Below are 20,854 nucleotides of genomic sequence, written 5' to 3'. Positions count from 1 at the left end.
AGGGTCAGGCTGTGACGCCGTCGGCTTCCGCGGCCTTCGCCACCGCCGCCGCGACCTCCGGGGCCACCCGCGGGTCGAGCGGGCTCGGGACGATGCGGTCCGGGCCCAGGTCGTCGGTCGCGACCGAGACGATCGCCTCGGCGGCCGCCAGCTTCATGTTTTCCGTGATCGCCCGCGCGCCGGAGTCCAGCGCGCCGCGGAAGACGCCCGGGAAGGCCAGCACGTTGTTGATCTGGTTCGGGAAGTCGCTGCGGCCGGTGGCCACGATCGACGCGTAGCGCGCCGCGACCTCCGGGTGTACCTCCGGGTCCGGGTTCGACAGCGCGAACACGATGCCGCCGCCCGCCATGCGGCCGAGCAGCGACTCGTCGATCGTCGCGCCGGACAGGCCGAGGAACACGTCCGCGCCTTCGAGCGCCTCGGCGAGCCCGCCGCGCAGGCCCGCCTTGTTCGTCGTCTGCGCGAGGCGCTGCTTGACCGGGTTCAGGCCGTCGCGGCCGTCGTGGATGATGCCGCGCGAGTCGAGGACGGTGACGTCGCCGATGCCGGCTTCCCGCAGGATCTTGGCGCAGGCGACCCCCGCCGCGCCGGCTCCGGAGACGACGACGCGCTGGTCGGCGATCGCGCGGTCGAGCACCAGGTTGGCGCCGCGCAGCGCGGCCAGTGTGACGATGGCCGTGCCGTGCTGGTCGTCGTGCATGACCGGGCAGTCCAGCGCTTCCTTGAGCTTGTCCTCCAGCTCGAAGCAGCGCGGCGCGGAAACGTCCTCCAGGTTGACGGCCCCGTAGGACGGCCGCAGCCGCACCAGCGTCTCGACGATCTCGTCGACGTCGGTGGTGTCCAGCACCAGCGGGATCGAGTCGAGCCCGCCGAACGTCTTGAACAGGACCGACTTGCCCTCCATGACCGGCAGCGACGCGCTCGCGCCGATGTCGCCGAGGCCGAGCACCGCCGTCCCGTCGCTGACCACGACGACCAGCCGGTCCGCCCACGTGTACCGCTTGGCCTTGGCCGCGTCCTCGGCGATCGCGCGGCTCACCTTCGCCACACCCGGGGTGTACGCGATCGAAAGGTCACGCGGGCTGGAGATGGGGCGCGTGGCCGCCACCGAGAGCTTGCCGCCCTCGTGCCCGGTGAAGATCTCTTCGTCGGTGACCGGCGCGACGGCGCCGGTGGGGTCGCTCATGGGGTTTCCTGTCGTCGTTTCCGTCATTCGTCCAGTGGGAATGACGGAACTCGCGGATCGAACGTGTGTCACTGGAATTTCTCCTGGGCCTGCGAGCGGGGGGCCACGGCTACAGGGGACACCGTGGTGATTCCCGGCACGGCAGCCCAGCGCGGTAGCGCCGGCCTGTCGGCGAGGCGTCACGTCGGCCATCGGTGCCGTGGGTCTGGCGATGGCCGCGGACGCGGCGGTCCAGTCAGTGTGACAGGTCCGGTCGCGGCATGGACCCCTCGGTGCGGTTGATGTCACACCGAAGCCCCATTCCGGCAATTCCCAAGACGTCTGTCCGGTTTTCTTGGCACCCGATATGATGAAGCCATGCAATTCCGCCGGTTGAGCGTCCCGGACGCCTTCGAGTTCTTCCCCCGGGCGTTCCCCGACGATCGAGGCGTGTTCGTGGCCCCGTTCCAGGAGGAGGCCTTCCGCGCCGCCGTGGGCCACCCGATGCGGCTCGGCCAGTCCAACCACAGCGTGTCCCGGCGCGGCACCATCCGTGGCATCCACTTCGCCGACACCCCGCCCGGCCAGGGCAAGTACATCTACTGCCCGCGCGGGGCGCTGCTCGACGTCGTCGTCGACCTCCGGGTCGGTTCGCCGACCTTCGGCGAGTGGGACGCGGTCCGCCTCGACTCGAGCGAGTACCGCGCCGTGTACGTCGCCGAGGGCCTCGGCCACGGCTTCATCGCGCTCGAGGACGACACGGTGATGGCCTACCTCTGCTCCGAGCCGTACATGCCCACGGGTGAGCACGGCATCAGCCCGCTCGACCCGGCGCTGGACCTGCCGTGGCCGGCCGGGCTCGAGCCGGTCCTCTCCCCCAAGGACCTCGCCGCGCCCACCCTGGCCGAGGCTCGCGAAAGCGGCCTGCTGCCGGTGTACGAGGACTGCGTCGCCTACTACGACAAGCTGCGCTCGACGAACTGAGCCGTCCCCCGCTTCCGCCGCGAAGCCGCTTGCCAATTTAGTAAGTGCGCATATAGTCTGCCTGCATGGCACTTTACGAGTACGAGCACAGCGAGACGTCCACCGCACCCGCCGCCGCGATCTGGCCGCTCTGGGCCGACACCACCCGCTGGCCGGAGTGGGACGCCGGGGTCCGGTCAGTGGTCGTCGACGGCCCCTTCGCCGTCGGGACCGGCGGCACGATGACGATGGACGGGATGCCGCCGATCCCGTTCACCCTCACCGAGGTCACCGAAGGCCGGAGCTTCACCGACGAGACCCGCCTCCCCGACGCGTTCCTGCGGTTCGAGCACGTCTTGACCGACGTCGAGGGCGGCACGCGGATCACCTACCGCGTCACGATCGACGGCCCCGAGGGCTTCGGCCCCCAGGTCACGGAGGACACCCCGGACGCCATGCGCGCGCTGGCCCGGCTGGCTGAGGCAAGCTCACGCGTATGACCACGCCCGAGTCCCGCCTGCCCGGCCCCGAGCGCAGCCCCGGCTTCCTGCTGTGGCGCGTGACACTGGCCTGGCAGCGGGCGATGCGGGCCGCGCTGGCCCCGCACGAGCTCACGCACGTCCAGTTCGTGCTGCTGACGACCACGTGGTGGCTCACCCGCTCGGGCGAGCCACCGTCGCAGCGGCAGCTCGCCGAGCAGGCGGGCACCGACACGATGATGACCAGCCAGGTCGTCCGCAAGCTCGCCGAGCGCGGCCTGCTGGCCCGCGCCGACGACCCGGCCGACGCCCGCGCGAAGCGGCTGGAAGTCACCCCGGCCGGCCTGGAGCTGGTCGCGAAGGCGCTGAAGGACGTCGAGGCCGCCGACGCGACCTTCTTCGAGGGCGTCGGCGACGGCTTCACCGAGTCGCTGGCCCGGCTCAGCCCTTGACGTCTTCGGCGAGGACGCGCTCGATGTTGCGCTCGGCCAGCGCCGTGATCGTCACGAACGGGTTGACGCCGGTGCTGCCGGGGATCAGCGAGCCGTCCGTGACGTACAGGTTCCGGTAGCCCTTCACCCGGCCGTACCCGTCGGTCGCCTCACCGAGCACCAGCCCACCCAGCGGGTGGTAGGTGAAGCGGTTCTCGAACGTGCGCGTGTCGCCGAACAGGTCGTAGCGGTAGATCGTCTTGTTCGCCCGGTTGACCTTGTCGAACAGCGCCTTCGCGGCGTCGATCGACGGCTGCCCCTGCGACGCCGACCAGCGCAGCTTCGCCGAGTCGCTCGCCGCGTCGTAGGTGAAGTGGCCGCGTTCGGGGTTCTTGGTGATGGCCAGGTACAGGCTGACCCACGTCTCGAGCCCGGCGGGCACCGGCGCGATCTCGGCGAAGGCCGGGTGCACCGGGTCGGCCCAGTTGTCGATGCCGAGCGCGGGCATGCCGGACTGCAGGCTGCCGGTGGTGTCCCAGACGTGGTTGGCGCGCCCGAGCATGACGTTGCCGTTGGTGCCCCAGCCGAGCCCGACGGCGTCGTTCAGCTCCGGCAGCCGGCCGGTCTCGCGGGCGCGGACCAGCAGCTCGGTCGAGCCGAGGCTGCCCGCGCCGAGGAACAGGTGCTTCGTGGTGACGTGCCGGGTGCCGAGCACCGTCCCGTGCTCGTCGATCTCGCGCACGACCAGCGCGTACGTCCCGTCGGGCCGGTGGCTGACCTCGCGGACCTCGTGCAGCGCCTGGATCGTCACGTTGCCGGTGCCGAGCGCGGCGGCGAGGTAGGACTTGTCGAGCGAGCGCTTCCCGTGGTTGTTGCCGTAGATGACTTCGGACGCGTCGGCCGAGCGCGGGACCGTGCCCGCCTCCTCGCGCCGCAGGTAGTCCATGTCGTACACGCTGGGCACGAACACCGTGTCGAAGCCGGCCTTGCGGGCGGCCTTCCGCGAGACGCGGGCGTACTTGTAGGAGCGGCAGGTCTCGAACCACGCCGGGTCGACGACGTTGACGCCCAGCTGGGCGCGGGCCCGCGGGAAGTACTTGCCGTACATCTCGTCGGCGTCGACGCCGGGGAGGATCTCCTCGAAGTAGGAGCGCTTCGGCGTCACCGCCATCGCGCCGTTGACCAGCGAACCGCCGCCGACGCCGCGGCCGAGGTACACCGCCATGTCGCCGAAGTTCACCCGGTCCAGCACGCCCGCGTAGCGCCCGATGTCGCGGTTGGCGAGGTCGAGCCAGAGGAAGGACGCGAGCGGCGCTTCGGTGCGGTCCTTGAACCACATCGACCGCTCGTCCGGGGTGAGCATCGGGCAGAAGACCTTGCCGTCGGCGCCCGGCGTGCTCCACAGCCGGCCCATCTCGAGCATCAGCGTCGGGATCCCGGCTTCGCCGAGCCGCAACGCCGTCACGGCGGCACCGTAGCCGGTGCCGATCACCACCGCCGGGACGTGCCCGGGCAGCGTCGCGGCGTCCGCGGGCCGCGTCGACACCGTGGTCAGCCCGAGTGCGGCGGCGGAGTTCAGCGCGGCGAGGCCGAGGAAGCGGCGGCGGGAGAAGGCAGACATGCACCCGATCATGACCCAGTTCAGTGAACGGTGTTAACTATTGGAACAGGTTTCACCCGGTCGAGGGAAATCCTCGGGTCTCCCCTGGGGGCGATCCCGGATGTCGCGGCCGCACGGTGCGAGCAGGCTCACCGGCATGAAACTTCTCGCACTGGGGGCGGCCGCGGCCGCCGTCGCCGCACTGGGGGTCGTGCCGCCGGCGGCGTCCGCCGACGAGCTGCCGACGTTCGACCTCACGGACTGCCCGGCACCGCCCGCGAACGCCGACCCGGGCACGTGGCGCTGCGAAGCCTTTGTCTCCCAGGGAAAACTGACGATCGACCGCACCGAGATCCCGCTCGGGGAAGTGCGGCTGACGTTCAGCGAAGGCCGCGTGAACGGCGAGTACGCGCAGGTGTTCGGCGCGCTGCGGCACGCTCCCGCGCCCATCCCGGGCCTGGCCGGCGCCACGATCCAGCTGCGCTACGGCGGCTACTCCGACTTCCACAGCGACGACGTGCGCCGCGGCGAGCTCGACGTCTACGCCGTGGTGCGGCACCCGTTGCTGCACAAGGACTGCAGCATCGGCACGGCTTCGGCGCCGTTGCACACGGTCGTCCACGACGATCCCTCGGTGCCCCCGCGGATCATCTCGGAGAACCCGCGGACGGCGTTCTCCGGCGTCATCGACGCGGACCTGGCCCTCCCCGCGACGCAGGGCTGCGGCCCCCTCGGCAAGCTCGTCGACCGGCGGCTGGGCCTGCCGTCGCCGTCCGGCGAGAACGCGTTCCAGCAGGCGTCCTACGTCCAGTACAAGCCGCTCTAACGCTTCTTCGGCGTCACCCAGATGGTGATCGTCCCGGTGACCACCGGCTTGCCGTCGGAGTCCGAAATGGTCACCGGGACACCCAGCTCGAAGCCCTCGTCGCCGAACTCCGGCAGCTCGGGCAGCGACGCGACCGCGCGCAGGCCGGTTTCCGCCTTGGCGACGTACTGGACGTTCATGCCCTTCGGCAGCCAGCGGTGGGTCGTGGGCACCGTCGCCTCGGCGAGCATCCCCATCGCGATCTCGGCGAGGTTGCAGGCGGCGATGGCGTGGAACGTGCGGATGTGGTTGTAAACACCCCACCACTTCGGCGCGCTGACCTCGCAGTGACCGGGCCGCAGTTCGCGCACCGAGGGCAGCACCGTGCGGAAGTACGGCACCCGTAGGCACATCGCGGCGCTGAACAGCTGTTTCCCGCCCGGCTTCGCGGCCAGCTTGTGCCACAGCGCGAACGTCGGCGTCTCGGACATGGGGTTCTCCTCGGGCTAAGCTACTGCTCAGTAGCAAAGCAGACGACCTGCTCGCGCGCAAACGGCCGGGTATGTTCGGCCGCGTGGCGAACCGTCTCTTCCTCCTCCGGCACGGGCAGACCGAATGGTCGCTGAACGGGCGGCACACCGGCCGCACGGACATCCCGCTGACACCGGCGGGCGAGGGCCAAGCGCTCGCGGCGGGTGGCACGCTCCGCAGCCTGGTCGGCGGGCCGTCACTGGTGTTGTCCAGCCCGCGCGCCCGCGCGCTGCGGACCGCCGCGCTGGCCGGGCTGCGCGTCGACGAAGTCACCGAAGACCTGGCCGAGTGGGACTACGGCGACTACGAGGGCATCACCACGCCGAAGATCCGCGAGACGGTGCCGGGCTGGACGGTCTGGACCCACCCGAGCCCCGGCGGCGAAAGCGCGGACGACGTCTCCGCGCGTGCGGACCGCGTCCTGACGCGCGCCCGCCGCGCGAGCGAATCGGGCGACGTGATCCTGGTCGGGCACGGGCACTTCAGCCGCGTGCTGGTGGCCCGCTGGCTCGCCATGCCCGCGACCGCCGGCGTCCACTTCGGACTCGACGCGGCCGGCATCGCGGTGCTCGGCGACGAGCGCGGCGAGCCGCAGATCGAACACCTCAACCTGCTGCCCGCCCTGGAGGACTGACGTGCCCGACGACCGCATCCGCCGGATCGGACCCGACGACGTCGAGGCCGCCGTCGCTCTGGCTTACGCACTGGCGGACTACGAGCGCGCGCCCGACGAGTGCCACCTGACGGCCGAGCAGCTGCGTTCCGCGTTGTTCGGCGAAGCGCCGAAGCTGTTCGGGCACGTGGCCGAGGTGGACGGCGAGATCGTCGGCTTCGCGGTGTGGTTCCTCAACTTCTCCACCTGGCGCGGGGTGCACGGGATCTACCTGGAAGACCTGTTCGTGCTGCCCGCGCACCGCGGCTCCGGCCTCGGCAAGGCCCTGCTGGCGGCGCTGGCGGCCGAGTGCGTCGCGAACGGCTACGCGCGGCTCGAGTGGTCGGTCCTGGACTGGAACCCGGCGACGGAGTTCTACAAGGCCCTCGGCGCGGTCCCGATGGACGAGTGGACGGTCAACCGCCTCACCGACGCACCCCTGCGTTCCCTCGCCGCCCAAGCCTGACCCGGTGCCGGGGCTCAGTCCTCTTCGCGGCCTTCGCGCTCGGCACGGCGGCCCGCCATCCCGCCGCGTTCGGCGGCTTCCGTCTCCGTCTCGCCCTCGCGCAGGCCCAGCGCCCACGCGCGGGCCGGGCGGCGGAACAGCAGCGCCAGCGCGGCGATGCCGAACAGCGCCACCGGTACGCCCCAGGCCGGCTCGCCGGACGGGCCGAGCAGGTACCAGCCGAGCCCGATCACGATCAGCGCGATCACCACGCCGGGCGAGCGCGCCCACGTCTGGCCGAGGACCAGGCCGGCCGACGCGGCCAGGAACGCCAGCGCGACCACGATGAACGTGCCCGACTCGACGAAGACGTTGTTCCCCGGCTGGGCCGGCGACCCGAGGCCGTTCACCAGCACGATCACCCCGAACACCAGCAGCGCGAGCGACGGCACCGCGGTGACCAAGCCGGCCAGCCGGACCTCACGGGGAGCGGGCGAGAGCTTCACTGGGGGCCTTCCGGAAGGTCTTTTCGCGGGGAGCACAGTGGACTCGACCAGGGCGGGTCACCGTGCGTGAGCTGATTCGATCGTATGCCACCCGGTCGGCCGTTTTCCCGGGACCGCCCGGGCGCTGAGAATTCAAGAGTCGTCGATGAGCGGGCGGTCGGCCCGGGTGCACTTGTCACGACGCGCGGACACCCGCACGTGAAGGAGGGCCGCCCGCCACAGGGTCGCGAAGGTGCTGTTCGCCGGGGTTGCGCCGGTCACCATGCGGGTCCGGAAGGTTCTCGGGCCGCCGGAAGTCACCTACCCTGCGGTGGTGCGCGCAATCCTCGTCGTGAACCCGCAGGCCACCTCGACCACCGCAGGTGGCCGGGACGTGCTGGCGCACGCGCTCGCCAGCCAGGTCAAGCTCGACGTGGTCGAGACGGACTACCGCGGCCACGCGATGGCCGTCGCCCGCTCGGCCGCGCGGGACGGCATCGACCTGGTCGTGGCGCACGGTGGCGACGGCACGGTCAACGAGGTCGTCAACGGCCTGCTGGCCGACGCGGCCACATCCGGAGCTCCGCCCCAGGCCGGGGGCGCCGCCACCGGGACCTCCGCAAGAGGGTGGGGCGACCCGACCCGAATAGGCCGCATCCCCGCCCTGGGCGTCGTGCCCGGCGGCTCGGCCAACGTGTTCGCGCGCGCCCTCGGCATCTCCTCGGACCCGGTCGAAGCCACCCACCAGCTGCTGCACGCGCTGGAGAACGACCGCTCGCGCCGGGTGGGCCTCGGCCTGGCCGACGGGCACTGGTTCACCTTCAACGCCGGCCTCGGCTGGGACGCCGACGTCGTCGGCCGCGTGGCGAAGCGCCGCGGCAAGCAGACGACGGCGGGCCTCTACCTGCGGGCCGCCGTCCGCTCCTACTTCCGGCCGCCGCTGGGCCGTCCGGCGCTCACCATCCGTGTCCCGGGTGAGGAACCCACCGAAGCGCTGACCGCTTTCGTGTCCAACACCGATCCGTGGAGCTACCTGGGCGAGCGGCCGATTCACCTCAACCCGGGTTGCTCGTTCGAGACGGGATTGGGCCTGTTCGCGTTGAACGGTCTGGGGTTGCCCACGGTGTTCAAGCATGTACGCCGTGCTTTGGCTACGAAGAGCAACCAAAAAGGCCGGCGTCTCGTGCGTCACGATGACCTGCCGATGATCCGCATCGACGCAGCTGAACCGGTAAACTTCCAGGTGGACGGCGACCTCGTCGGCCAGCGGACCCGAGTGGAGTTCTTCAGCGTGCCGGATGCACTCACCGTAATCGTGTAACGACGGGACAGCTGATCGCCTGCGGCAAAGTGCAATCTGCCGTTCGTCGACGCAGAAGCTCCACTCAGCGCATCAGCCTTCCCCCGGGCGGGCTGTTTCGGAGAGAAACCGCAGGTCAGAAGCGTCGCTCGGCCGGGTGAGCTGACTCACCGATCTTCCGGAAACCCTTGTCGAAAGCGGTGCTTCGTGAAAGCATTCACAAGCACCCAAGAACACGACCGCCATTGACGACTGTGGCGCGGCCCTCCCGCGCCATGTGTAAGGAGCTCACGAACATGGACTGGCGCCACGACGCGGCCTGCCGAGACGAGGACCCCGAGCTGTTCTTCCCGGTGGGAACCAGCGGTCCGGCTCTGTCGCAGGTAGCTCAGGCGAAGGCCGTGTGCCACCGCTGCCCCTCCGCTTCCGACTGCTTGGCCTGGGCTTTGGCCAGCGGCCAGGACGCCGGCGTGTGGGGCGGCATGAGCGAGGACGAGCGACGCGCGCTCAAGCGCCGCCGTACGCACATCGGCACGCGTACCAACGCCTGACATTCCCATAGATCCACCGAACCACCCGAGCCAGGTAGGAATTTCACCCGGCGGGCCTTTTCCGTGCCCACGCCGTCTGGGGTGATACCTACTCAGCTCAAGCTTAACAACCGAGGCGAAACCACCCGGAGACGGGTGTGCTGAAACCTCACCGGGACTTCAAGTCCTCCCGCGAAACGTTGAACGGCCCGGCACCGAGCTGAACCAGGTGCCGGGCCTTCAGCGTGTTTCCCTCCCGCGATCCGCACCCGATCACGTCGCTGCCGCGGGAATGCCCGGCGCCGATCGAGTCCAAACGCGACTGTCTACAACCGACGCGAAAGTGGGATGCGCAGCGCCGCTTCGGTTCCCGTCACCCGGGTCGACGACTCCTCCACGCGCACCTTCCGCAGCGAAAGCGAGCCGCGCAGCTCGGACTCCACGAGCGTCCGCACGATCTGCAGCCCCAGGCCGTCCGAGCGCTCCAGCGAGAATCCCGCCGGCAAGCCGCGGCCGTTGTCGCGGATCACGACGTCCAGCCAGCGGGCCGACCGCTCCACGATCAGCTCGACCTTGCCCGAGCGGCCGGCCGGGAACGCGTGCTCGATGGCGTTCTGGACCAGCTCGGCGAGCACCATCACGAGCGGCGTCGCGATCTCCGCGACGACCACCCCGAACGAGCCCGTGCGCTTCAGCCCGACCTGCGACTCCGCCGTGGCGACCTCGCCGACCATCGGCAGCACGTTGTCGAGCAGCTGGTCGAGGTCGACGCGTTCGTCCACCGAGATCGACAGCGCCTCGTGCACCAGCGCGATCGACGTCACCCGGCGCACCGACTCGGCCAGCGCGAGCCGCGCCTCCTCCGACGACGTCCGGCGGGACTGCAGGCGCAGCAGCGCGGCCACCGTCTGCAGGTTGTTCTTCACCCGGTGGTGGATCTCGCGGATCGTCGCGTCCTTCGACAGCAGCGCACGGTCGCGCCGCTTCACCTCGGTGACGTCGCGGACCAGCACCAGCGCGCCCGCCGCCTGCCCGGCCGGGCGCAGCGGCAGCGCGCGGAACAGCACCACGGCGCCGCGCCGGGAATCGGCCTCCGTGCGGCTCGACGGCTTCCCGTCGAGCGCTTCGATGATCCGGTGCGAGACCTCGGTCGCGTCGAACGGGTCGCGGATCAGCGAGCGCGTCAGCGGCGCCAGCCGGGTGCCGACCAGGTCGGATTCGTGCCCCATCCGGTGGTAGGCGGACAGGCCGTTCGGGCTGGCGAAGACGACCGTGCCGCTCGAGTCGAGCCGGATCAGCCCGTCCCCGACCCGGGGCGAGGTGTGCGTGTCGGTCGCGTTCGTGCCGTTCGGCGGGAACGTGCCGTCGACGATCATCTGGCACAGGTCGCCGGCGCTGCCCAGGTACGCGATTTCCAGCGGCGAAGGCACGCGCGGGGCGGCCAGGTTGGTCTCGCGGCTCATCACGGCGACGACCTCGTCGTGGAAGCGCACCGGGATGGCCTCGCGGCGCATCGGCAGGTCGCGGTACCAGTGCGGGTCCTCTTCGCGGCAGATCCGCACCTCGCGCATGGCCTTGGCCAGCTGCGGGTGCTCCTCCACCGTGAACCGGGTGCCGACGACGTCCTCGGGGTGCGCGGTGGGCGCCGTCGTCGGCCGCGCGTGCGCGACGCAGACGAAGTCGCCGCCGTCCGGCTGCAGCTCCTCGGTCACCGGGACCCAGAGCAGGAAGTCCGCGAAGGACAGGTCGGCCAGCAGCTGCCACTCGGCGACGACGGTCTGGAGGTGGTCCGCCGCCGCCCCGGGGAGGCCGGTGTTGTCGGCGAGCAGTTCGGCGAGCGTCGACACGGTTACTCGACCGTCCCGAGGACGTCGCCCTGCTGGACCCGGTCACCCTTGGCGACGACGAGGCTGGTCAGCGTGCCGGCCATTTCGCTCACGGCGGGCAGCTCCATCTTCATCGACTCCAGGATCAGGACGGTGTCACCGGCGTTCAGCGCGGTGCCGGGCGCCGCGACGACCTCGAGCACGGTGCCGACCATCTCCGCGCGGATCTCGGCCATCGCCACCCCTCCTCGTGCTCGCCCGACCACCCCATCCAACCAGAACGGGACGTCATGACACACTTGAGAGGTTGACCAGCTTTGACGACGAGGAGTGAACATGTCGAAGCGCGCCCGCAAGCGTCGCAGCCGGAAGAAGAACAGCGCGAACCACGGCGGTAAGCCCAACTCCTGAACCCGGCGTCGGCACGCAAAAGGCCCCCACACCGAAGTGCGGGGGCCTTTGTCGTGCTCGGGCGCTACTCGGAGCGCTGCTCGACGGTGATCTCGGTGCGTTCCACCGTCACACCGCCGCGGGAGGCGACGGTCTGGCGGATCGACGCGCGCAGCCTGGTCTTCAGGTCAGCGGGTGCGTGGTCACCACCGCACTTGCGGGCCAGCAGCTGCTTGATGTGCTCGTCGATGCCGTACTCCTCGAGGCACGGCGGGCAGTCCTCGATGTGGGCGCGCAACGCGGCGTCCCGCTCGGCACTGCACTCGCGGTCGAGCAGCAGGTAGATGTCGGCGAGCGCTTCTTCGCAGCGGACCTTGTCGGACGCGCCCTCGCACATGTCGTTCATCGCCCGGCCACCTCTTCCTTGGCACCCCGGATGAAACCGCGTTCCCGCGCGACGTCGGCGAGCAGGTCGCGCAGCTGGGCGCGGCCGCGGTGGAGGCGGGACATCACGGTGCCGATGGGGGTGTCCATGATCTCGGCGATCTCCTTGTACGCGAAGCCCTCGACGTCGGCCAGGTAGACGGCCAGCCGGAACTCCTCGGGCAGCTTCTGCAGCGCGGCCTTGACGTCGGTGTCGGGGAGGTTGTCCATCGCCTCGACCTCGGCCGACCGCAGCCCGCTGGAGGTGTGGCTCTCCGCCTTGGCGATCTGCCAGTCGGTGATCTCCTCGGTGGGCTGCTGCACCGGCTGCCGCTGCCGCTTCCGGTAGCCGTTGATGTAGGTGTTGGTCAGGATGCGGTACATCCAGGCCTTGAGGTTCGTGCCGGCCTTGAAGGACGCGAAGGCGGCGTACGCCTTCAGGTAGGTCTCCTGGACCAGGTCCTCGGCGTCAGCGGGGTTGCGGGTCATCCGCATCGCGGCCGAGTACAGCTGGTCGAGCAGCGGCATGGCGTCCCGTTCGAAGCGCTCGGCGCGCTCGGCCTCGGTCGCTTCCTCCGGCGCTGAGTTCTGCGTGCTCGGCAAACCGTTCCCTTCCCGCTCGGCGTCGATGCGCGTGCGCGCATACGGCAGACCCGAGTTTACGCGGGGACCGGGCACGCCGCGGTTCGCCGGTGCCTGGGGACGACGACGGCTGCGAGAGCGTGTGGTGGCGAGCGTTGGTGTCACGTCCCGTACAACCGTCCGGGGCGGGCGGGCATTCCCTAGACTTCCGGCCCATGGCTGGCAAGGGCACCCCGGCGACGGCGTTGTTGGGCAAGCAGAAGGTGGCGCACACGCTGCACGCGTACGACCACGACCCGCGCGCGGAGTCGTACGGCCTGGAGGCGGTGGAGGCCCTCGGCCTGGACCGGGCGAGGGTGTTCAAGACCCTGGTCGCCGAGGTCGACGGCCGGTTGGTGGTCGGCGTGGTCCCGGTCACGGGCCAGCTCGACTTGAAGGCGCTGGCGGCGGCGTCGGGCGGCAAGAAGGCGAAGATGGCCGACCCGGCGGCGGCCCAGCGGGCGACCGGGTACGTGCTGGGCGGGATCTCGCCGCTGGGCCACCGGAGCCGGCTCCCGGTGGTGATCGACGCTTCGGCACCGACGTTCGAGACGGTGTTCTGTTCGGCGGGGCGGCGGGGACTCGAGGTGGAGCTGGCGCCGTCGGAACTGATCCGGCTGACGGGTGCGGTGGTGGCGCCGATCGCGGCCTGACCAGCGGGTTCAGGCCAGGATCAAGCCCACCGCGCCGGCCAGATCGCCCAGGTCACGAAGCGGTATTTGCGCTGGGCCGCCTTCGAAAGGGCCCAGATGTGCTGGGCGAGGTTCTCGGCCAGGCGATCGGGGTCACCGAGGATCGCCTGCGCGGCCGTCCGGCAGTCCCCGGCCGACGTGAAGGCGGCGATGGTCCCGTAGTGGGCGACGGAACGGGTTTTCAGCCACTTCGCCCGTGGAACCACCGTCCAGATGGCCAGGAGAACGCTGACCGAACCCAGCGCGACGGCCAGGGACAAGGTGACGACGGAGAGTGCCCCGGGGACCGTCCCACGCGGGGAGCTGACGGACCGGACCTGCGGGTTCAGGCCAGCGGGCGCAGCACCCGCGACAGCCACTCCGTCGCCGCCCGCGAGACGCCCTCCAGGTCCTTCGACAGGCTGTGGTCGCCCTCCACCACCACGATCTCGTGGTGCGGCCCCGCCGAGGGGCGCCCGAACGGGTCGTTCTCCCCCTGCACCACCAGCACCGGGACCTCGACCGCGTCCAGTTCCGGCTGGCGCGTCTTCTCCGGCTTGCCCGGTGGGTGCTCCGGGAACGCCAGGCACAGCACCGCCACCGCCTGGCCCTGCGCGGCCGTCCGGCAGGCGACCCGCGCGCCCGACGACCGTCCGCCGAACACGAACGGGAGGGCGTCGAAGCGCTCCGAGAGGTCGTCCGCGATCGTCAGCCACGCCGTGTCCAGCTGGTTCGCCGGGGCCGGGGCGCGGCGGCCCGCCACCCGGTACGGCTGCTCGACCAGCGCCACGTGGACGCCGGCCGCCTGGGCCGCGCGCGTCACCGCCACCAGGTCCTTCGCGCCGAGGCCGCCGCCCGCGCCGTGGCCGAGCATCAGCACCGCCTCGCCCTCCTCGGCGCAGTGCAGGTACGCCCGCGCCGGGCCGTAGGCGGTGCCGATCTCGAGGGCCGTCATGAGAAGAGGGTGCCCTCGTGCGCCGGGTCGACGCGCTCCAGCAGCTCGGGCCCGTTGTTGCGGACGTTGTTGACCTTGGTCGAGATCGGCCGCAGCTCCAGCGACGCGACGATGTCGTCCGGCGTCGGCACCAGCAGGTCCTTGACGTCCTCGCGGTCGGGGTCGAGCCAGCCGTCCCAGTGCGACTTCGGCACGATCAGCGGCATCCGGTGGTGGACGTCGGTGAGCTGCCCGGCCGCGTCGGTCGTGATGATCGAGAACGTGATCAGCGGTGCCGCGTCCTTGTCGTCCTTCGGGTGCCAGCTCTCCCAGATCCCGCCGAACGCGATCGACGAGTCGTCCGGGGCCGTCATGTAGAACGGCTCCTTCTCCTTGCCCGTGCGGCGCCACTCGAACCAGCCGTCGGCGGGCACCAGGCAGCGGCGGGACACCAGCGCGCGGCGGAAGGCGGGCTTCTCGGCGGCGGTCTCGGCGCGCGTGTTGATCATCCGCGAGCCGACCGACGGGTCCTTCGCCCAGAAGGGCACCAGGCCCCACTTCATGATCCGCAGCGAGCGCTCGGCGGGCTCGTCCTCGAGGACCTGGCCGTCTTCGTCACGCGGGTGCCGCTGCACCACCGTGACGACGTTCTTCGTCGGCGCGACGTTGTGGTCCGCGCGCGCGTGGCCTTCGGTGAGGTCGATCGCCTCGAACTCCTCGATCAGCTTCGCCGGGTCCTTCGTGGCGGCGTAGCGGCCGCACATGCGCCTACCTCCTCGTGCCGGCTGCATCCGGGACGCCATCGTTACACGCAGGCCAGGGCCGTGGCGAGCGGCGTGGGATCATTCGGGTGGGCACCGGTGCACGAGAGGACGAAGGTTTGGCGCGCAACGACTGGAGCAAGCTGGACGAGTCCGACGTCCGCGTGCGTCCGAGCAAGGGCACCCGCCCCCGCAGCAAGCGCCGTCCCGAGCACGCCGACGCCGTCTCCGCGATGGTCATCGGCAAGGACCGCGGGCGCTGGACCTGCGCGATCGACGCCGACCCCGAACGGGTGATCACCGCGATGCGGGCCCGCGAGATGGGCCGGACGCCGGTGGTCGTCGGCGACCTCGTCGCCGTGGTCGGGGACGTCTCCGGCAAGCCCGACACCCTCGCGCGGATCGTCCGGGTCGACGAACGCACGAGCTCGCTGCTGCGCACGGCCGACGACACCGACCCGTACGAGCGGCTGGTCGTCGCCAACGCCGAACGCCTGCTGATCGTCACCGCGCTGGCCGACCCGCCGCCGCGCACCGGCTTCATCGACCGCTGCCTGGTCGCCTGCTACGCCGGCGGCGTCGAGCCGGTGCTGTGCCTGACCAAGGCCGACCTGGCCAGCCCGGACGAGCTGCTGGCCGGGTACGCGGGCCTCGACGTCCCGGTGATCGTCAGCCGCTTCGACGAGCAGCCCGAGGGCCTCGACGAGCTGCTGAAAGACCGCGTGACGGCGCTCGTCGGCCACTCCGGGGTCGGCAAGTCGACATTGGTCAACCGGCTGGTACCCGCCGCCGGGCTGGCCGTCGGCGTGGTCAGCTCGGTCGGCAAGGGGCGGCACACGTCCGTGGCGGCGGTGGCGCTGCCGCTCCAGAACGGCGGCTGGGTGATCGACACGCCCGGCGTGCGCTCGTTCGGGCTGGCCCACGTCACCGCGGACGACATCGTCGACGCCTTCGAGGAGTTCGCCGCGGCCGCCGAGGAGTGCCCGTCGGGCTGCGGGCACCTCGGCCCGCCCGAGGACCCCGGCTGCGCGCTCGACGACGTCGTCACCGACGGCACGGCGAGCGCCGAGCGGCTCGCGTCGCTGCGGCGCCTGCTGGCCTCGCGGGGCGGCCACGACGTGACCCGGCCCACGGAGTCCTGAGGCAACCGGGAACCGAACGCGGATCGTCACCGTCACAGAGGTAATGATTCGCCCGTTCGGGCGATATGCCCAGCGGAAGATCCAATCCTGAGGGGATGTACATGCGCAAGACCACCCTGGTCGCGGCCGGTGCCGCGCTGGTTCTGACGCTGACGGCGTGCAGCGGCAACTCCACCACGGGCACCGCCGCCCCGGCCGGCGAGCAGTCGCAGTCCGGTGGCAGCAGCAGCGGTCTCGCTTCGCCGTTCACCGACGCGTTCCAGCTGGCGTCGGCGTCGAAGCAGGGCACCGAGAAGTCCAAGTCGGCGAAGTTCACCATGGAGGGCTCCGCCGCCGGCCAGGCCATGAGCGCCACCGGCGCGATGGCCTTCGACGGCGCGAACACGAAGTTCTCGATGACGAGCACCGCGGCCGGCCAGACCACCGAGATGCGCATGGTCGACAAGGTCATGTACCTCAAGCTGCCCGCCGACCAGCAGAAGCAGATGGGCACCGACAAGGCGTGGGCCAAGATCTCGGCCGACGGCACCGACCCGATCTCGCAGGCGATGGGGAGCGCGCTCTCGCAGTCGGCGGAGCAGAGCGACCCGAGCAAGATCCTGGAGCAGGTCTCCAAGGCGGGCCGGATCATCTCGTCCGACCAGACCGAGCTGAACGGCGAGCAGGTCAACCACTACAAGGTCGAGCTCGACGTGGCCAAGGCCATCGACCAGTTCACCGGCCAGGTCCCGGCCGCCGCGCGCGACCAGATCAACGAGAAGCTCAAGGGCAAGGACCTCAAGATCCCGGCCGAGCTGTGGCTGAACAAGGACAACCTGCCGGTGCAGGTCACCATGGACCAGGGCGCGATGATGCAGGCGCTGGGCGCGCCGGCCGGCGACGCGAAGTTCACGATGAAGTACAGCGACTGGGGCACCCAGGTCGACGTGACGGCCCCGCCGGCCGAGCAGGTCGTCGACCTCGGCGAGCTGATGAAGAAGGCCGGTCGCTGACCGGAAACTCTGAGTAGCAGCGGCTCCCCCGAACGAGTTCGGGGGAGCCGCTGTGTTTTTGTTGGCGCCATGCGCAAAGCCGCCGTGGTGCTGCTGGTCGTCCTGCTCGCCGGCTGCTCCGGTTCGCCACCCCCGGCCGCGTTCACCGACGCGCGGGCACTGGCCGACGCCGCGACGGCGGCCACCACGAGCGGCGGCTCGGCGAAGTTCGCCGCGGACGTCGCCGTCGGCTCGGTCCGGTCGAAGGGCCAGGGCCAGGCGCGCTTCGGTGCCGGCGGGATGTCCCAGGTGATGACGACCGACTTCCTCGGCGAGCCGCTGGAGCTGCGCCTGGTGGCCGGCAAGCTGTACGCGAAGGTGCCGGAGGGTTCGCGCGACGAGGTCGGCGCGGACAAGCCGTGGGTGCTGGTCGCGGCGGACGGCAGCGACCCGTTCTCCCAGGTGCTCGGCGGCAGCCTGACGCAGCTGGCGGCGCAGAACGACCCGGCGCACACCCTGGGCGAGATCCGGACGGCGGGCACGATCGTCTCGTCGGAACGCACGCAGCTCGACGGCGTGGCGGCGGAGCACTACCGCGTCGACCTGGACCTGGCCCGCCTGGGCACCGACCTGCCCGCGGGCCTGCCCCCGGAGTCGGCGGGCCGGCTCGGCAAGTTCCCGGTGGAGCTGTGGCTCGACGACACCCACCGGCCGCTCCGGATCGTGCTGGACCTGACCCCGATCCTGCCGGGCTCCGATGCCCGCATCACCACGCGTTATTCGGACTGGGGCACGCCTGTCGACATCCAGCCGCCGCCCCCGGGCGAAGTGGGGTAGTCACGTTTCGGCTCGCTGCCTCGTCCGTTCTCCGACGAAGGGAGAAGGACATGCGGGTGCTGGTGATCGGGGCGACGGGCGTGCTGGGCAGGCCGGCGGTGACGCGGCTGCTGGCCGGCGGCCATGAGGTGAGCGGTCTGGCCAGCGCGGCTTCGCGCGTGCCGGCGGTGTCGGCGACGGGTGCCCGGCCGGTGGAAGGCGACTTGTTCTCGGCCGATTCGCTGGTCGCGGCGTTGCGCGGCCACGACGCGGTCGTGAACCTGGCGACGCGGATTCCGGCGAAGGTGACGAGCAAGGCGGCGTGGGCGCTGAACGACCAGGTCCGCCGTGCGGGGAGCGCGGCTCTGGCGGCGGCGGTCCGGCAGGTCGAAGAGGTGCGGATCCTGGTCCAGGAGGGGATCTCGTTCGTGTACGCCGACGGGGGTTCGGCGCTGCTGACGGAGGAGGCTCCGCTGCGTCCGGGCCTGGTTACGGCGTCATCGGTGGAGGCGCACTCGAACGTGGCGGCGTTGACGGACCGCACGGTGGTGCGGCTGCGGATCGGCACGCTGCTGGGCCCGGACCCGATGACGTCCGCCCTGCTCGCGGCCGCCCGCCGAGGTGGGCCACTGATCATGGGCGCACGCACGGACTGGACGACGGCGATCCACCCATCGGACGCGGCCGCGGCCGCGGTGGCGGCGTTGGAGGCACCATCGGGGGTTTACAACGTGGGCGCGCCACCGTTGCTGAAGGCCGATCTGGGCGCGGCGATGGCCGCGGCGGCCGGGGTACGCCGGGCGCGGGCGTTGCCGAAGTGGCTGGTGTCGCGGATCCCGCTGGCCGAGCCGATGGGGCGCTCGCAGCGGGTGGATTCCACGAAGCTGGTGGACGCGACCGGCTGGAAGTGCGAACGGCCGGTGCCGGGCCCGGACTGGTTCACGGAGGACTGATCCCCGAGTTGTCCACAGGTGAACCCACCTGTGGACAACTCAGAGCAGCTCCAGCAAGAACGGCAGTTCCTGCGGCGCGTACCAAGCCAGCTCGTGATCCTCGGCATCGCCCAAGGTGAACTCCGCGTCCGGGTCCCCCAGGTCCGCCGCGTCGATCACCGCGGCCGCCGCCGATACCGCTTCGGCGGCCTCCGGGGCGTCCACGTGGATCGCCGCCACCGCCGACAGCGGGATCGGGCCGCCGATGCGGACCACCGGGGCGTCCAGGTCCGGACGCAGCGTCAGCCCCTCGACGTCCGCCGAAATCACCACCCGGCGGGGTTCGCCCTTCTCCTCCGCCGCGATCAGGCGCAGGGAGGCGCGGGCCGCGTCCAGCAGGGCCGCGTACTCCAGCTCCTCGTCGGACCCGCTCACGTACGCCTCGCGCAACGCCGGCGTCAGCGCGAACGCCGTTCCGCTGCGGGCGCGGAACTCGCCCGACGACTCGAGGTCGCGGAGCATCGCGATCGTCGCAGGCAGATAGACCCTCACCAGTGCGCACCCTTCAGCTCTTCCAAGGATTCTTCGATCATCCCGGCCAGCAGGTCGACGTCGAAGGCGGCCTTGCGGTCGCCGTTCAGTCCGAAGTAGACGCCGCCGTGGTAGGACGTCACCCCGATCGCCAGCGCCTGGGTGCGCATCAGCGGCATCACCGGGAACATCTCGACCAGTCTGGCCTCTCCCGCGTACATCGGCACCTGCGGGCCCGGCGAATTGGTCACCATGACGTTGAAGATGCGCCCCGACAGCGACCCCGCCGCTCGCGCGCCGAGCGAATGGAGCGTAGCCGGGGCGAAGCCGCCGACCTTGAGCAGGCCGCGCGCCGCCACCGAACGGCCCGAGTCCAGGTGCTCGGCCATCGCGTGGCCGATGTGCTGCAGGCGCAGCACCGGGTTCGGCTCGCCGACCGGCAGGTCGACCAGGTACGCGGCCACCTGGTTGCCGATCAGCGCCGGCGTCGAGAACTCGGCCGTCTCCGCGTCGCGGACCGCCAGCGGCACCAGCGCGCGGATCGTCGTGTGCGGGGTCAGCGGCTCCTCGCGCGAAAGCAGCCATTCGCGCAGCGCGCCCGTGATCGCCGCGAGAACGACGTCGTTGACCGTGCCGCCGTGCGCCGCGCGGATCTTGCGGTAGTCCTCCAGCCGCGTCCGGACCACGGAGAACACGCGGCCGCCGGACACCCGGACGTTCAGCGGGCCGGTCGGCGCCGGCCGCACCAGCGTGCGCAGCGTCGACGCCACGCCGCCGACCGTCTCGGCGAACTTGCCCGCCGCCGCGAACGCGTCGTTCGCCGCCGAGCGGACGTTCTCGACGACCTCGCCCGGCCGCTGGACGCCCTCGCTGACCGCGTCCAGCACCAGCTGCGTGCGGCTCGGCTCGCGCCGCGGCGTCCAGATGTCCTCGAACGGCTCCGGCTCGGCCGGCGTCGGGTCGAGGATGAGCTGGCCGAGCTCGATCGTGCCGACACCGTCCACAACGGACTGGTGGGTCTTCGTCACCAGCGCGACGCGGTCGCCGGCCAGCCCCTCGATGAAGTACGCCTCCCAGAGCGGCCGCTCCGGCGCCAGCCGCCGCGACATCAGCCGCGCGACCAGGTCGAACAGCTGCTCGTCGCTGCCCGGCTGCGGGAGCGCCGAGCGCCGGACGTGGTAGTTGAGGTCGAAGTCGACGTCGTCCACCCACACCGGCCGCGCGAGGTGGCCCGGCACCTCGGCCACGCGCTGCCGGTAGCGCGGCAGGTACGCCAGCCGCGCGCCGATGAGGTCGAGCAGCTGCGCGTAGCCGAACCCGGACCGGGGCCGCTCGAAGATCGCCACCCCGCCGACGTGCATCGGCGTCGCGTGGTCCTCGACGTAGAGGAACGAGGCGTCCAGCGCGGAAAGGCGGTCGGGCATGGGCCGATCCTTACACAATGCGAGAC

General features: G+C 71.2%; 27 protein-coding genes. 14 read left to right on the top strand and 13 right to left on the bottom strand.

Annotation, left to right across the window (positions count from 1 at the left end; translation table 11 throughout):
- Nucleotides 1-4: 4 nt before the first annotated feature.
- Entirely contained in the window at nt 5-1,186 is a 1,182-nt protein-coding gene (locus MUY14_RS44495) for an NADP-dependent malic enzyme (protein WP_247018875.1), read from the bottom strand.
- Between the two features lie 357 nt (nt 1,187-1,543).
- Here MUY14_RS44495 and MUY14_RS44490 point away from each other — a divergent pair, with 357 nt between their 5' ends.
- The 3 genes from MUY14_RS44490 (at nt 1,544) to MUY14_RS44480 (ending at nt 3,059) form a co-directional block, all read left to right on the top strand.
- Entirely contained in the window at nt 1,544-2,149 is a 606-nt protein-coding gene (locus tag MUY14_RS44490; RefSeq protein WP_247018874.1) for a dTDP-4-dehydrorhamnose 3,5-epimerase family protein, read from the top strand.
- 65 nt (nt 2,150-2,214) lie between these two features.
- Nucleotides 2,215-2,628 carry an SRPBCC family protein gene (locus MUY14_RS44485; protein ID WP_247018873.1) on the top strand — a complete coding sequence of 138 codons (414 nt, stop codon included), beginning with the start codon at nt 2,215-2,217 and terminating at the stop codon, nt 2,626-2,628.
- Complete coding sequence (locus MUY14_RS44480; protein ID WP_247018872.1) at nt 2,625-3,059, top strand: MarR family winged helix-turn-helix transcriptional regulator; 435 nt, start codon at nt 2,625-2,627, stop codon at nt 3,057-3,059. The genes MUY14_RS44485 and MUY14_RS44480 overlap by 4 nt, the downstream gene beginning before the upstream one ends.
- Here the strand turns inward: MUY14_RS44480 and MUY14_RS44475 are convergent.
- Nucleotides 3,049-4,659: a GMC oxidoreductase gene (locus MUY14_RS44475; protein ID WP_247018871.1), complete on the bottom strand. Its 1,611-nt coding sequence runs from the start codon at nt 4,657-4,659 to the stop codon at nt 3,049-3,051. The two genes, MUY14_RS44480 and MUY14_RS44475, sit on opposite strands and share 11 nt — an antisense overlap.
- Nucleotides 4,660-4,795: 136 nt before the next feature.
- Between MUY14_RS44475 and MUY14_RS44470 the strand changes: the two genes are divergently transcribed.
- Nucleotides 4,796-5,464 carry a hypothetical protein gene (locus MUY14_RS44470; protein WP_247018870.1) on the top strand — a complete coding sequence of 223 codons (669 nt, stop codon included), beginning with the start codon at nt 4,796-4,798 and terminating at the stop codon, nt 5,462-5,464.
- Here MUY14_RS44470 and MUY14_RS44465 read toward each other — a convergent pair.
- On the bottom strand, nt 5,461-5,934 hold the full coding sequence (locus MUY14_RS44465; RefSeq protein WP_247018869.1) for a hotdog fold domain-containing protein: 474 nt from the start codon (nt 5,932-5,934) through the stop codon (nt 5,461-5,463). The genes MUY14_RS44470 and MUY14_RS44465 overlap by 4 nt on opposite strands.
- An 83-nt stretch (nt 5,935-6,017) precedes the next feature.
- Here MUY14_RS44465 and MUY14_RS44460 point away from each other — a divergent pair, with 83 nt between their 5' ends.
- Both MUY14_RS44460 and MUY14_RS44455 read left to right on the top strand, forming a co-directional pair.
- Entirely contained in the window at nt 6,018-6,608 is a 591-nt protein-coding gene (locus MUY14_RS44460; RefSeq protein WP_247018868.1) for an acid phosphatase, read from the top strand.
- 1 nt (nt 6,609) lies between these two features.
- The gene (locus MUY14_RS44455) at nt 6,610-7,092 is read left to right on the top strand and encodes a GNAT family N-acetyltransferase (protein WP_247018867.1); all 483 of its coding nucleotides are present in this window, start codon (nt 6,610-6,612) and stop codon (nt 7,090-7,092) included.
- A 14-nt stretch (nt 7,093-7,106) separates the two neighbouring features.
- Here MUY14_RS44455 and MUY14_RS44450 read toward each other — a convergent pair whose 3' ends face one another.
- On the bottom strand, nt 7,107-7,577 hold the full coding sequence (locus MUY14_RS44450; protein WP_247018866.1) for a hypothetical protein: 471 nt from the start codon (nt 7,575-7,577) through the stop codon (nt 7,107-7,109).
- Nucleotides 7,578-7,890: 313 nt separating this feature from the next.
- On the opposite strand from MUY14_RS44450, the gene MUY14_RS44445 reads away from it, so the two are divergent.
- Entirely contained in the window at nt 7,891-8,877 is a 987-nt protein-coding gene (locus MUY14_RS44445; protein WP_247025531.1) for a diacylglycerol kinase family protein, read from the top strand.
- A gap of 275 nt (nt 8,878-9,152) precedes the next feature.
- Nucleotides 9,153-9,407 carry a WhiB family transcriptional regulator gene (locus MUY14_RS44440; protein WP_043777259.1) on the top strand — a complete coding sequence of 85 codons (255 nt, stop codon included), beginning with the start codon at nt 9,153-9,155 and terminating at the stop codon, nt 9,405-9,407.
- Between the two features lie 305 nt (nt 9,408-9,712).
- On the opposite strand, the gene MUY14_RS44435 is transcribed toward MUY14_RS44440, so the two are convergent.
- Together MUY14_RS44435 and MUY14_RS44430 are read right to left on the bottom strand one after the other, a co-directional pair.
- The gene (locus tag MUY14_RS44435; protein WP_247018863.1) at nt 9,713-11,233 is read right to left on the bottom strand and encodes a sensor histidine kinase; all 1,521 of its coding nucleotides are present in this window, start codon (nt 11,231-11,233) and stop codon (nt 9,713-9,715) included.
- A gap of 2 nt (nt 11,234-11,235) precedes the next feature.
- The gene (locus MUY14_RS44430) at nt 11,236-11,448 is read right to left on the bottom strand and encodes a biotin/lipoyl-binding carrier protein (RefSeq protein ID WP_247018862.1); all 213 of its coding nucleotides are present in this window, start codon (nt 11,446-11,448) and stop codon (nt 11,236-11,238) included.
- Nucleotides 11,449-11,548: 100 nt separating this feature from the next.
- Between MUY14_RS44430 and MUY14_RS47440 the strand changes: the two genes are divergently transcribed.
- Nucleotides 11,549-11,623, top strand: coding sequence for a 50S ribosomal protein bL37 (locus MUY14_RS47440; RefSeq protein WP_371827656.1), 75 nt, complete (start codon nt 11,549-11,551; stop codon nt 11,621-11,623).
- Nucleotides 11,624-11,687: 64 nt separating this feature from the next.
- Here the strand turns inward: MUY14_RS47440 and rsrA are convergent, their stop codons facing one another.
- Complete coding sequence (gene rsrA / locus MUY14_RS44425; protein ID WP_247018860.1) at nt 11,688-12,008, bottom strand: mycothiol system anti-sigma-R factor; 321 nt, start codon at nt 12,006-12,008, stop codon at nt 11,688-11,690.
- Complete coding sequence (locus MUY14_RS44420) at nt 12,005-12,628, bottom strand: sigma-70 family RNA polymerase sigma factor (protein ID WP_125312718.1); 624 nt, start codon at nt 12,626-12,628, stop codon at nt 12,005-12,007. The genes rsrA and MUY14_RS44420 overlap by 4 nt, the downstream gene beginning before the upstream one ends.
- A gap of 194 nt (nt 12,629-12,822) precedes the next feature.
- Between MUY14_RS44420 and ybaK the strand changes: the two genes are divergently transcribed.
- The gene (ybaK, locus tag MUY14_RS44415; RefSeq protein WP_247018857.1) at nt 12,823-13,299 is read left to right on the top strand and encodes a Cys-tRNA(Pro) deacylase; all 477 of its coding nucleotides are present in this window, start codon (nt 12,823-12,825) and stop codon (nt 13,297-13,299) included.
- 20 nt (nt 13,300-13,319) lie between these two features.
- On the opposite strand, the gene MUY14_RS44410 is transcribed toward ybaK, so the two are convergent.
- Genes MUY14_RS44410 through MUY14_RS44400 form a run of 3 tightly spaced genes read right to left on the bottom strand, consistent with a single transcriptional unit; the run spans nt 13,320 to nt 15,015 of the window.
- Complete coding sequence (locus MUY14_RS44410; RefSeq protein WP_281506230.1) at nt 13,320-13,697, bottom strand: Pycsar system effector family protein; 378 nt, start codon at nt 13,695-13,697, stop codon at nt 13,320-13,322.
- Entirely contained in the window at nt 13,664-14,272 is a 609-nt protein-coding gene (locus tag MUY14_RS44405) for an alpha/beta family hydrolase (protein ID WP_247018855.1), read from the bottom strand. The genes MUY14_RS44410 and MUY14_RS44405 overlap by 34 nt, the downstream gene beginning before the upstream one ends.
- Entirely contained in the window at nt 14,269-15,015 is a 747-nt protein-coding gene (locus MUY14_RS44400) for an SOS response-associated peptidase (RefSeq protein WP_247018854.1), read from the bottom strand. Before MUY14_RS44400 ends, MUY14_RS44405 begins: the two co-directional genes overlap by 4 nt.
- Before the next feature lie 116 nt (nt 15,016-15,131).
- On the opposite strand from MUY14_RS44400, the gene rsgA reads away from it, so the two are divergent.
- The 4 genes from rsgA to MUY14_RS44380 all read left to right on the top strand — a co-directional run bounded on the left by rsgA (nt 15,132) and on the right by MUY14_RS44380 (nt 18,894).
- Complete coding sequence (rsgA, locus tag MUY14_RS44395) at nt 15,132-16,154, top strand: ribosome small subunit-dependent GTPase A (protein WP_247018853.1); 1,023 nt, start codon at nt 15,132-15,134, stop codon at nt 16,152-16,154.
- A gap of 101 nt (nt 16,155-16,255) precedes the next feature.
- Nucleotides 16,256-17,146 carry an LppX_LprAFG lipoprotein gene (locus MUY14_RS44390; RefSeq protein WP_247018850.1) on the top strand — a complete coding sequence of 297 codons (891 nt, stop codon included), beginning with the start codon at nt 16,256-16,258 and terminating at the stop codon, nt 17,144-17,146.
- 69 nt (nt 17,147-17,215) lie between these two features.
- The gene (locus MUY14_RS44385; protein ID WP_247018849.1) at nt 17,216-17,962 is read left to right on the top strand and encodes a hypothetical protein; all 747 of its coding nucleotides are present in this window, start codon (nt 17,216-17,218) and stop codon (nt 17,960-17,962) included.
- Between the two features lie 50 nt (nt 17,963-18,012).
- On the top strand, nt 18,013-18,894 hold the full coding sequence (locus MUY14_RS44380) for an NAD(P)-dependent oxidoreductase (RefSeq protein WP_247018847.1): 882 nt from the start codon (nt 18,013-18,015) through the stop codon (nt 18,892-18,894).
- A 39-nt stretch (nt 18,895-18,933) separates the two neighbouring features.
- Here MUY14_RS44380 and MUY14_RS44375 read toward each other — a convergent pair whose 3' ends face one another.
- Nucleotides 18,934-19,425, bottom strand: coding sequence for a DUF6912 family protein (locus MUY14_RS44375; RefSeq protein ID WP_247018845.1), 492 nt, complete (start codon nt 19,423-19,425; stop codon nt 18,934-18,936).
- Nucleotides 19,422-20,828, bottom strand: coding sequence for a wax ester/triacylglycerol synthase family O-acyltransferase (locus tag MUY14_RS44370; RefSeq protein WP_247018843.1), 1,407 nt, complete (start codon nt 20,826-20,828; stop codon nt 19,422-19,424). Before MUY14_RS44370 ends, MUY14_RS44375 begins: the two co-directional genes overlap by 4 nt.
- Between the last annotated feature and the right edge of the window lie 26 nt (nt 20,829-20,854).

The organism is Amycolatopsis sp. FBCC-B4732, assembly GCF_023008405.1.
Taxonomy (GTDB): domain Bacteria; phylum Actinomycetota; class Actinomycetes; order Mycobacteriales; family Pseudonocardiaceae; genus Amycolatopsis; species Amycolatopsis pretoriensis_A.
The sequence above is the reverse complement of the archived record's forward strand: the minus strand, read 5'-3'. Positions and strand labels throughout refer to the sequence as shown.

What these genes read in the sequence shown, in the direction of transcription:
- MUY14_RS44440 (WP_043777259.1), top strand. Translation starts at nt 9,153, where the DNA reads ATGGACTGGCGCCACGACGCGGCCTGCCGAGACGAGGACCCCGAGCTG.
- MUY14_RS44465 (WP_247018869.1), bottom strand. Translation starts at nt 5,934, where the DNA reads ATGTCCGAGACGCCGACGTTCGCGCTGTGGCACAAGCTGGCCGCGAAG.
- MUY14_RS44470 (WP_247018870.1), top strand. Translation starts at nt 4,796, where the DNA reads ATGAAACTTCTCGCACTGGGGGCGGCCGCGGCCGCCGTCGCCGCACTG.
- MUY14_RS44400 (WP_247018854.1), bottom strand. Translation starts at nt 15,015, where the DNA reads ATGTGCGGCCGCTACGCCGCCACGAAGGACCCGGCGAAGCTGATCGAG.
- MUY14_RS44495 (WP_247018875.1), bottom strand. Translation starts at nt 1,186, where the DNA reads ATGAGCGACCCCACCGGCGCCGTCGCGCCGGTCACCGACGAAGAGATC.
- MUY14_RS44385 (WP_247018849.1), top strand. Translation starts at nt 17,216, where the DNA reads ATGCGCAAAGCCGCCGTGGTGCTGCTGGTCGTCCTGCTCGCCGGCTGC.
- MUY14_RS44480 (WP_247018872.1), top strand. Translation starts at nt 2,625, where the DNA reads ATGACCACGCCCGAGTCCCGCCTGCCCGGCCCCGAGCGCAGCCCCGGC.
- ybaK (WP_247018857.1), top strand. Translation starts at nt 12,823, where the DNA reads ATGGCTGGCAAGGGCACCCCGGCGACGGCGTTGTTGGGCAAGCAGAAG.
- MUY14_RS44370 (WP_247018843.1), bottom strand. Translation starts at nt 20,828, where the DNA reads ATGCCCGACCGCCTTTCCGCGCTGGACGCCTCGTTCCTCTACGTCGAG.
- MUY14_RS44380 (WP_247018847.1), top strand. Translation starts at nt 18,013, where the DNA reads ATGCGGGTGCTGGTGATCGGGGCGACGGGCGTGCTGGGCAGGCCGGCG.
- MUY14_RS44475 (WP_247018871.1), bottom strand. Translation starts at nt 4,659, where the DNA reads ATGTCTGCCTTCTCCCGCCGCCGCTTCCTCGGCCTCGCCGCGCTGAAC.
- MUY14_RS44490 (WP_247018874.1), top strand. Translation starts at nt 1,544, where the DNA reads ATGCAATTCCGCCGGTTGAGCGTCCCGGACGCCTTCGAGTTCTTCCCC.
- MUY14_RS44430 (WP_247018862.1), bottom strand. Translation starts at nt 11,448, where the DNA reads ATGGCCGAGATCCGCGCGGAGATGGTCGGCACCGTGCTCGAGGTCGTC.
- rsrA (WP_247018860.1), bottom strand. Translation starts at nt 12,008, where the DNA reads ATGAACGACATGTGCGAGGGCGCGTCCGACAAGGTCCGCTGCGAAGAA.
- MUY14_RS44485 (WP_247018873.1), top strand. Translation starts at nt 2,215, where the DNA reads ATGGCACTTTACGAGTACGAGCACAGCGAGACGTCCACCGCACCCGCC.
- MUY14_RS44390 (WP_247018850.1), top strand. Translation starts at nt 16,256, where the DNA reads ATGCGCAAGACCACCCTGGTCGCGGCCGGTGCCGCGCTGGTTCTGACG.
- MUY14_RS44405 (WP_247018855.1), bottom strand. Translation starts at nt 14,272, where the DNA reads ATGACGGCCCTCGAGATCGGCACCGCCTACGGCCCGGCGCGGGCGTAC.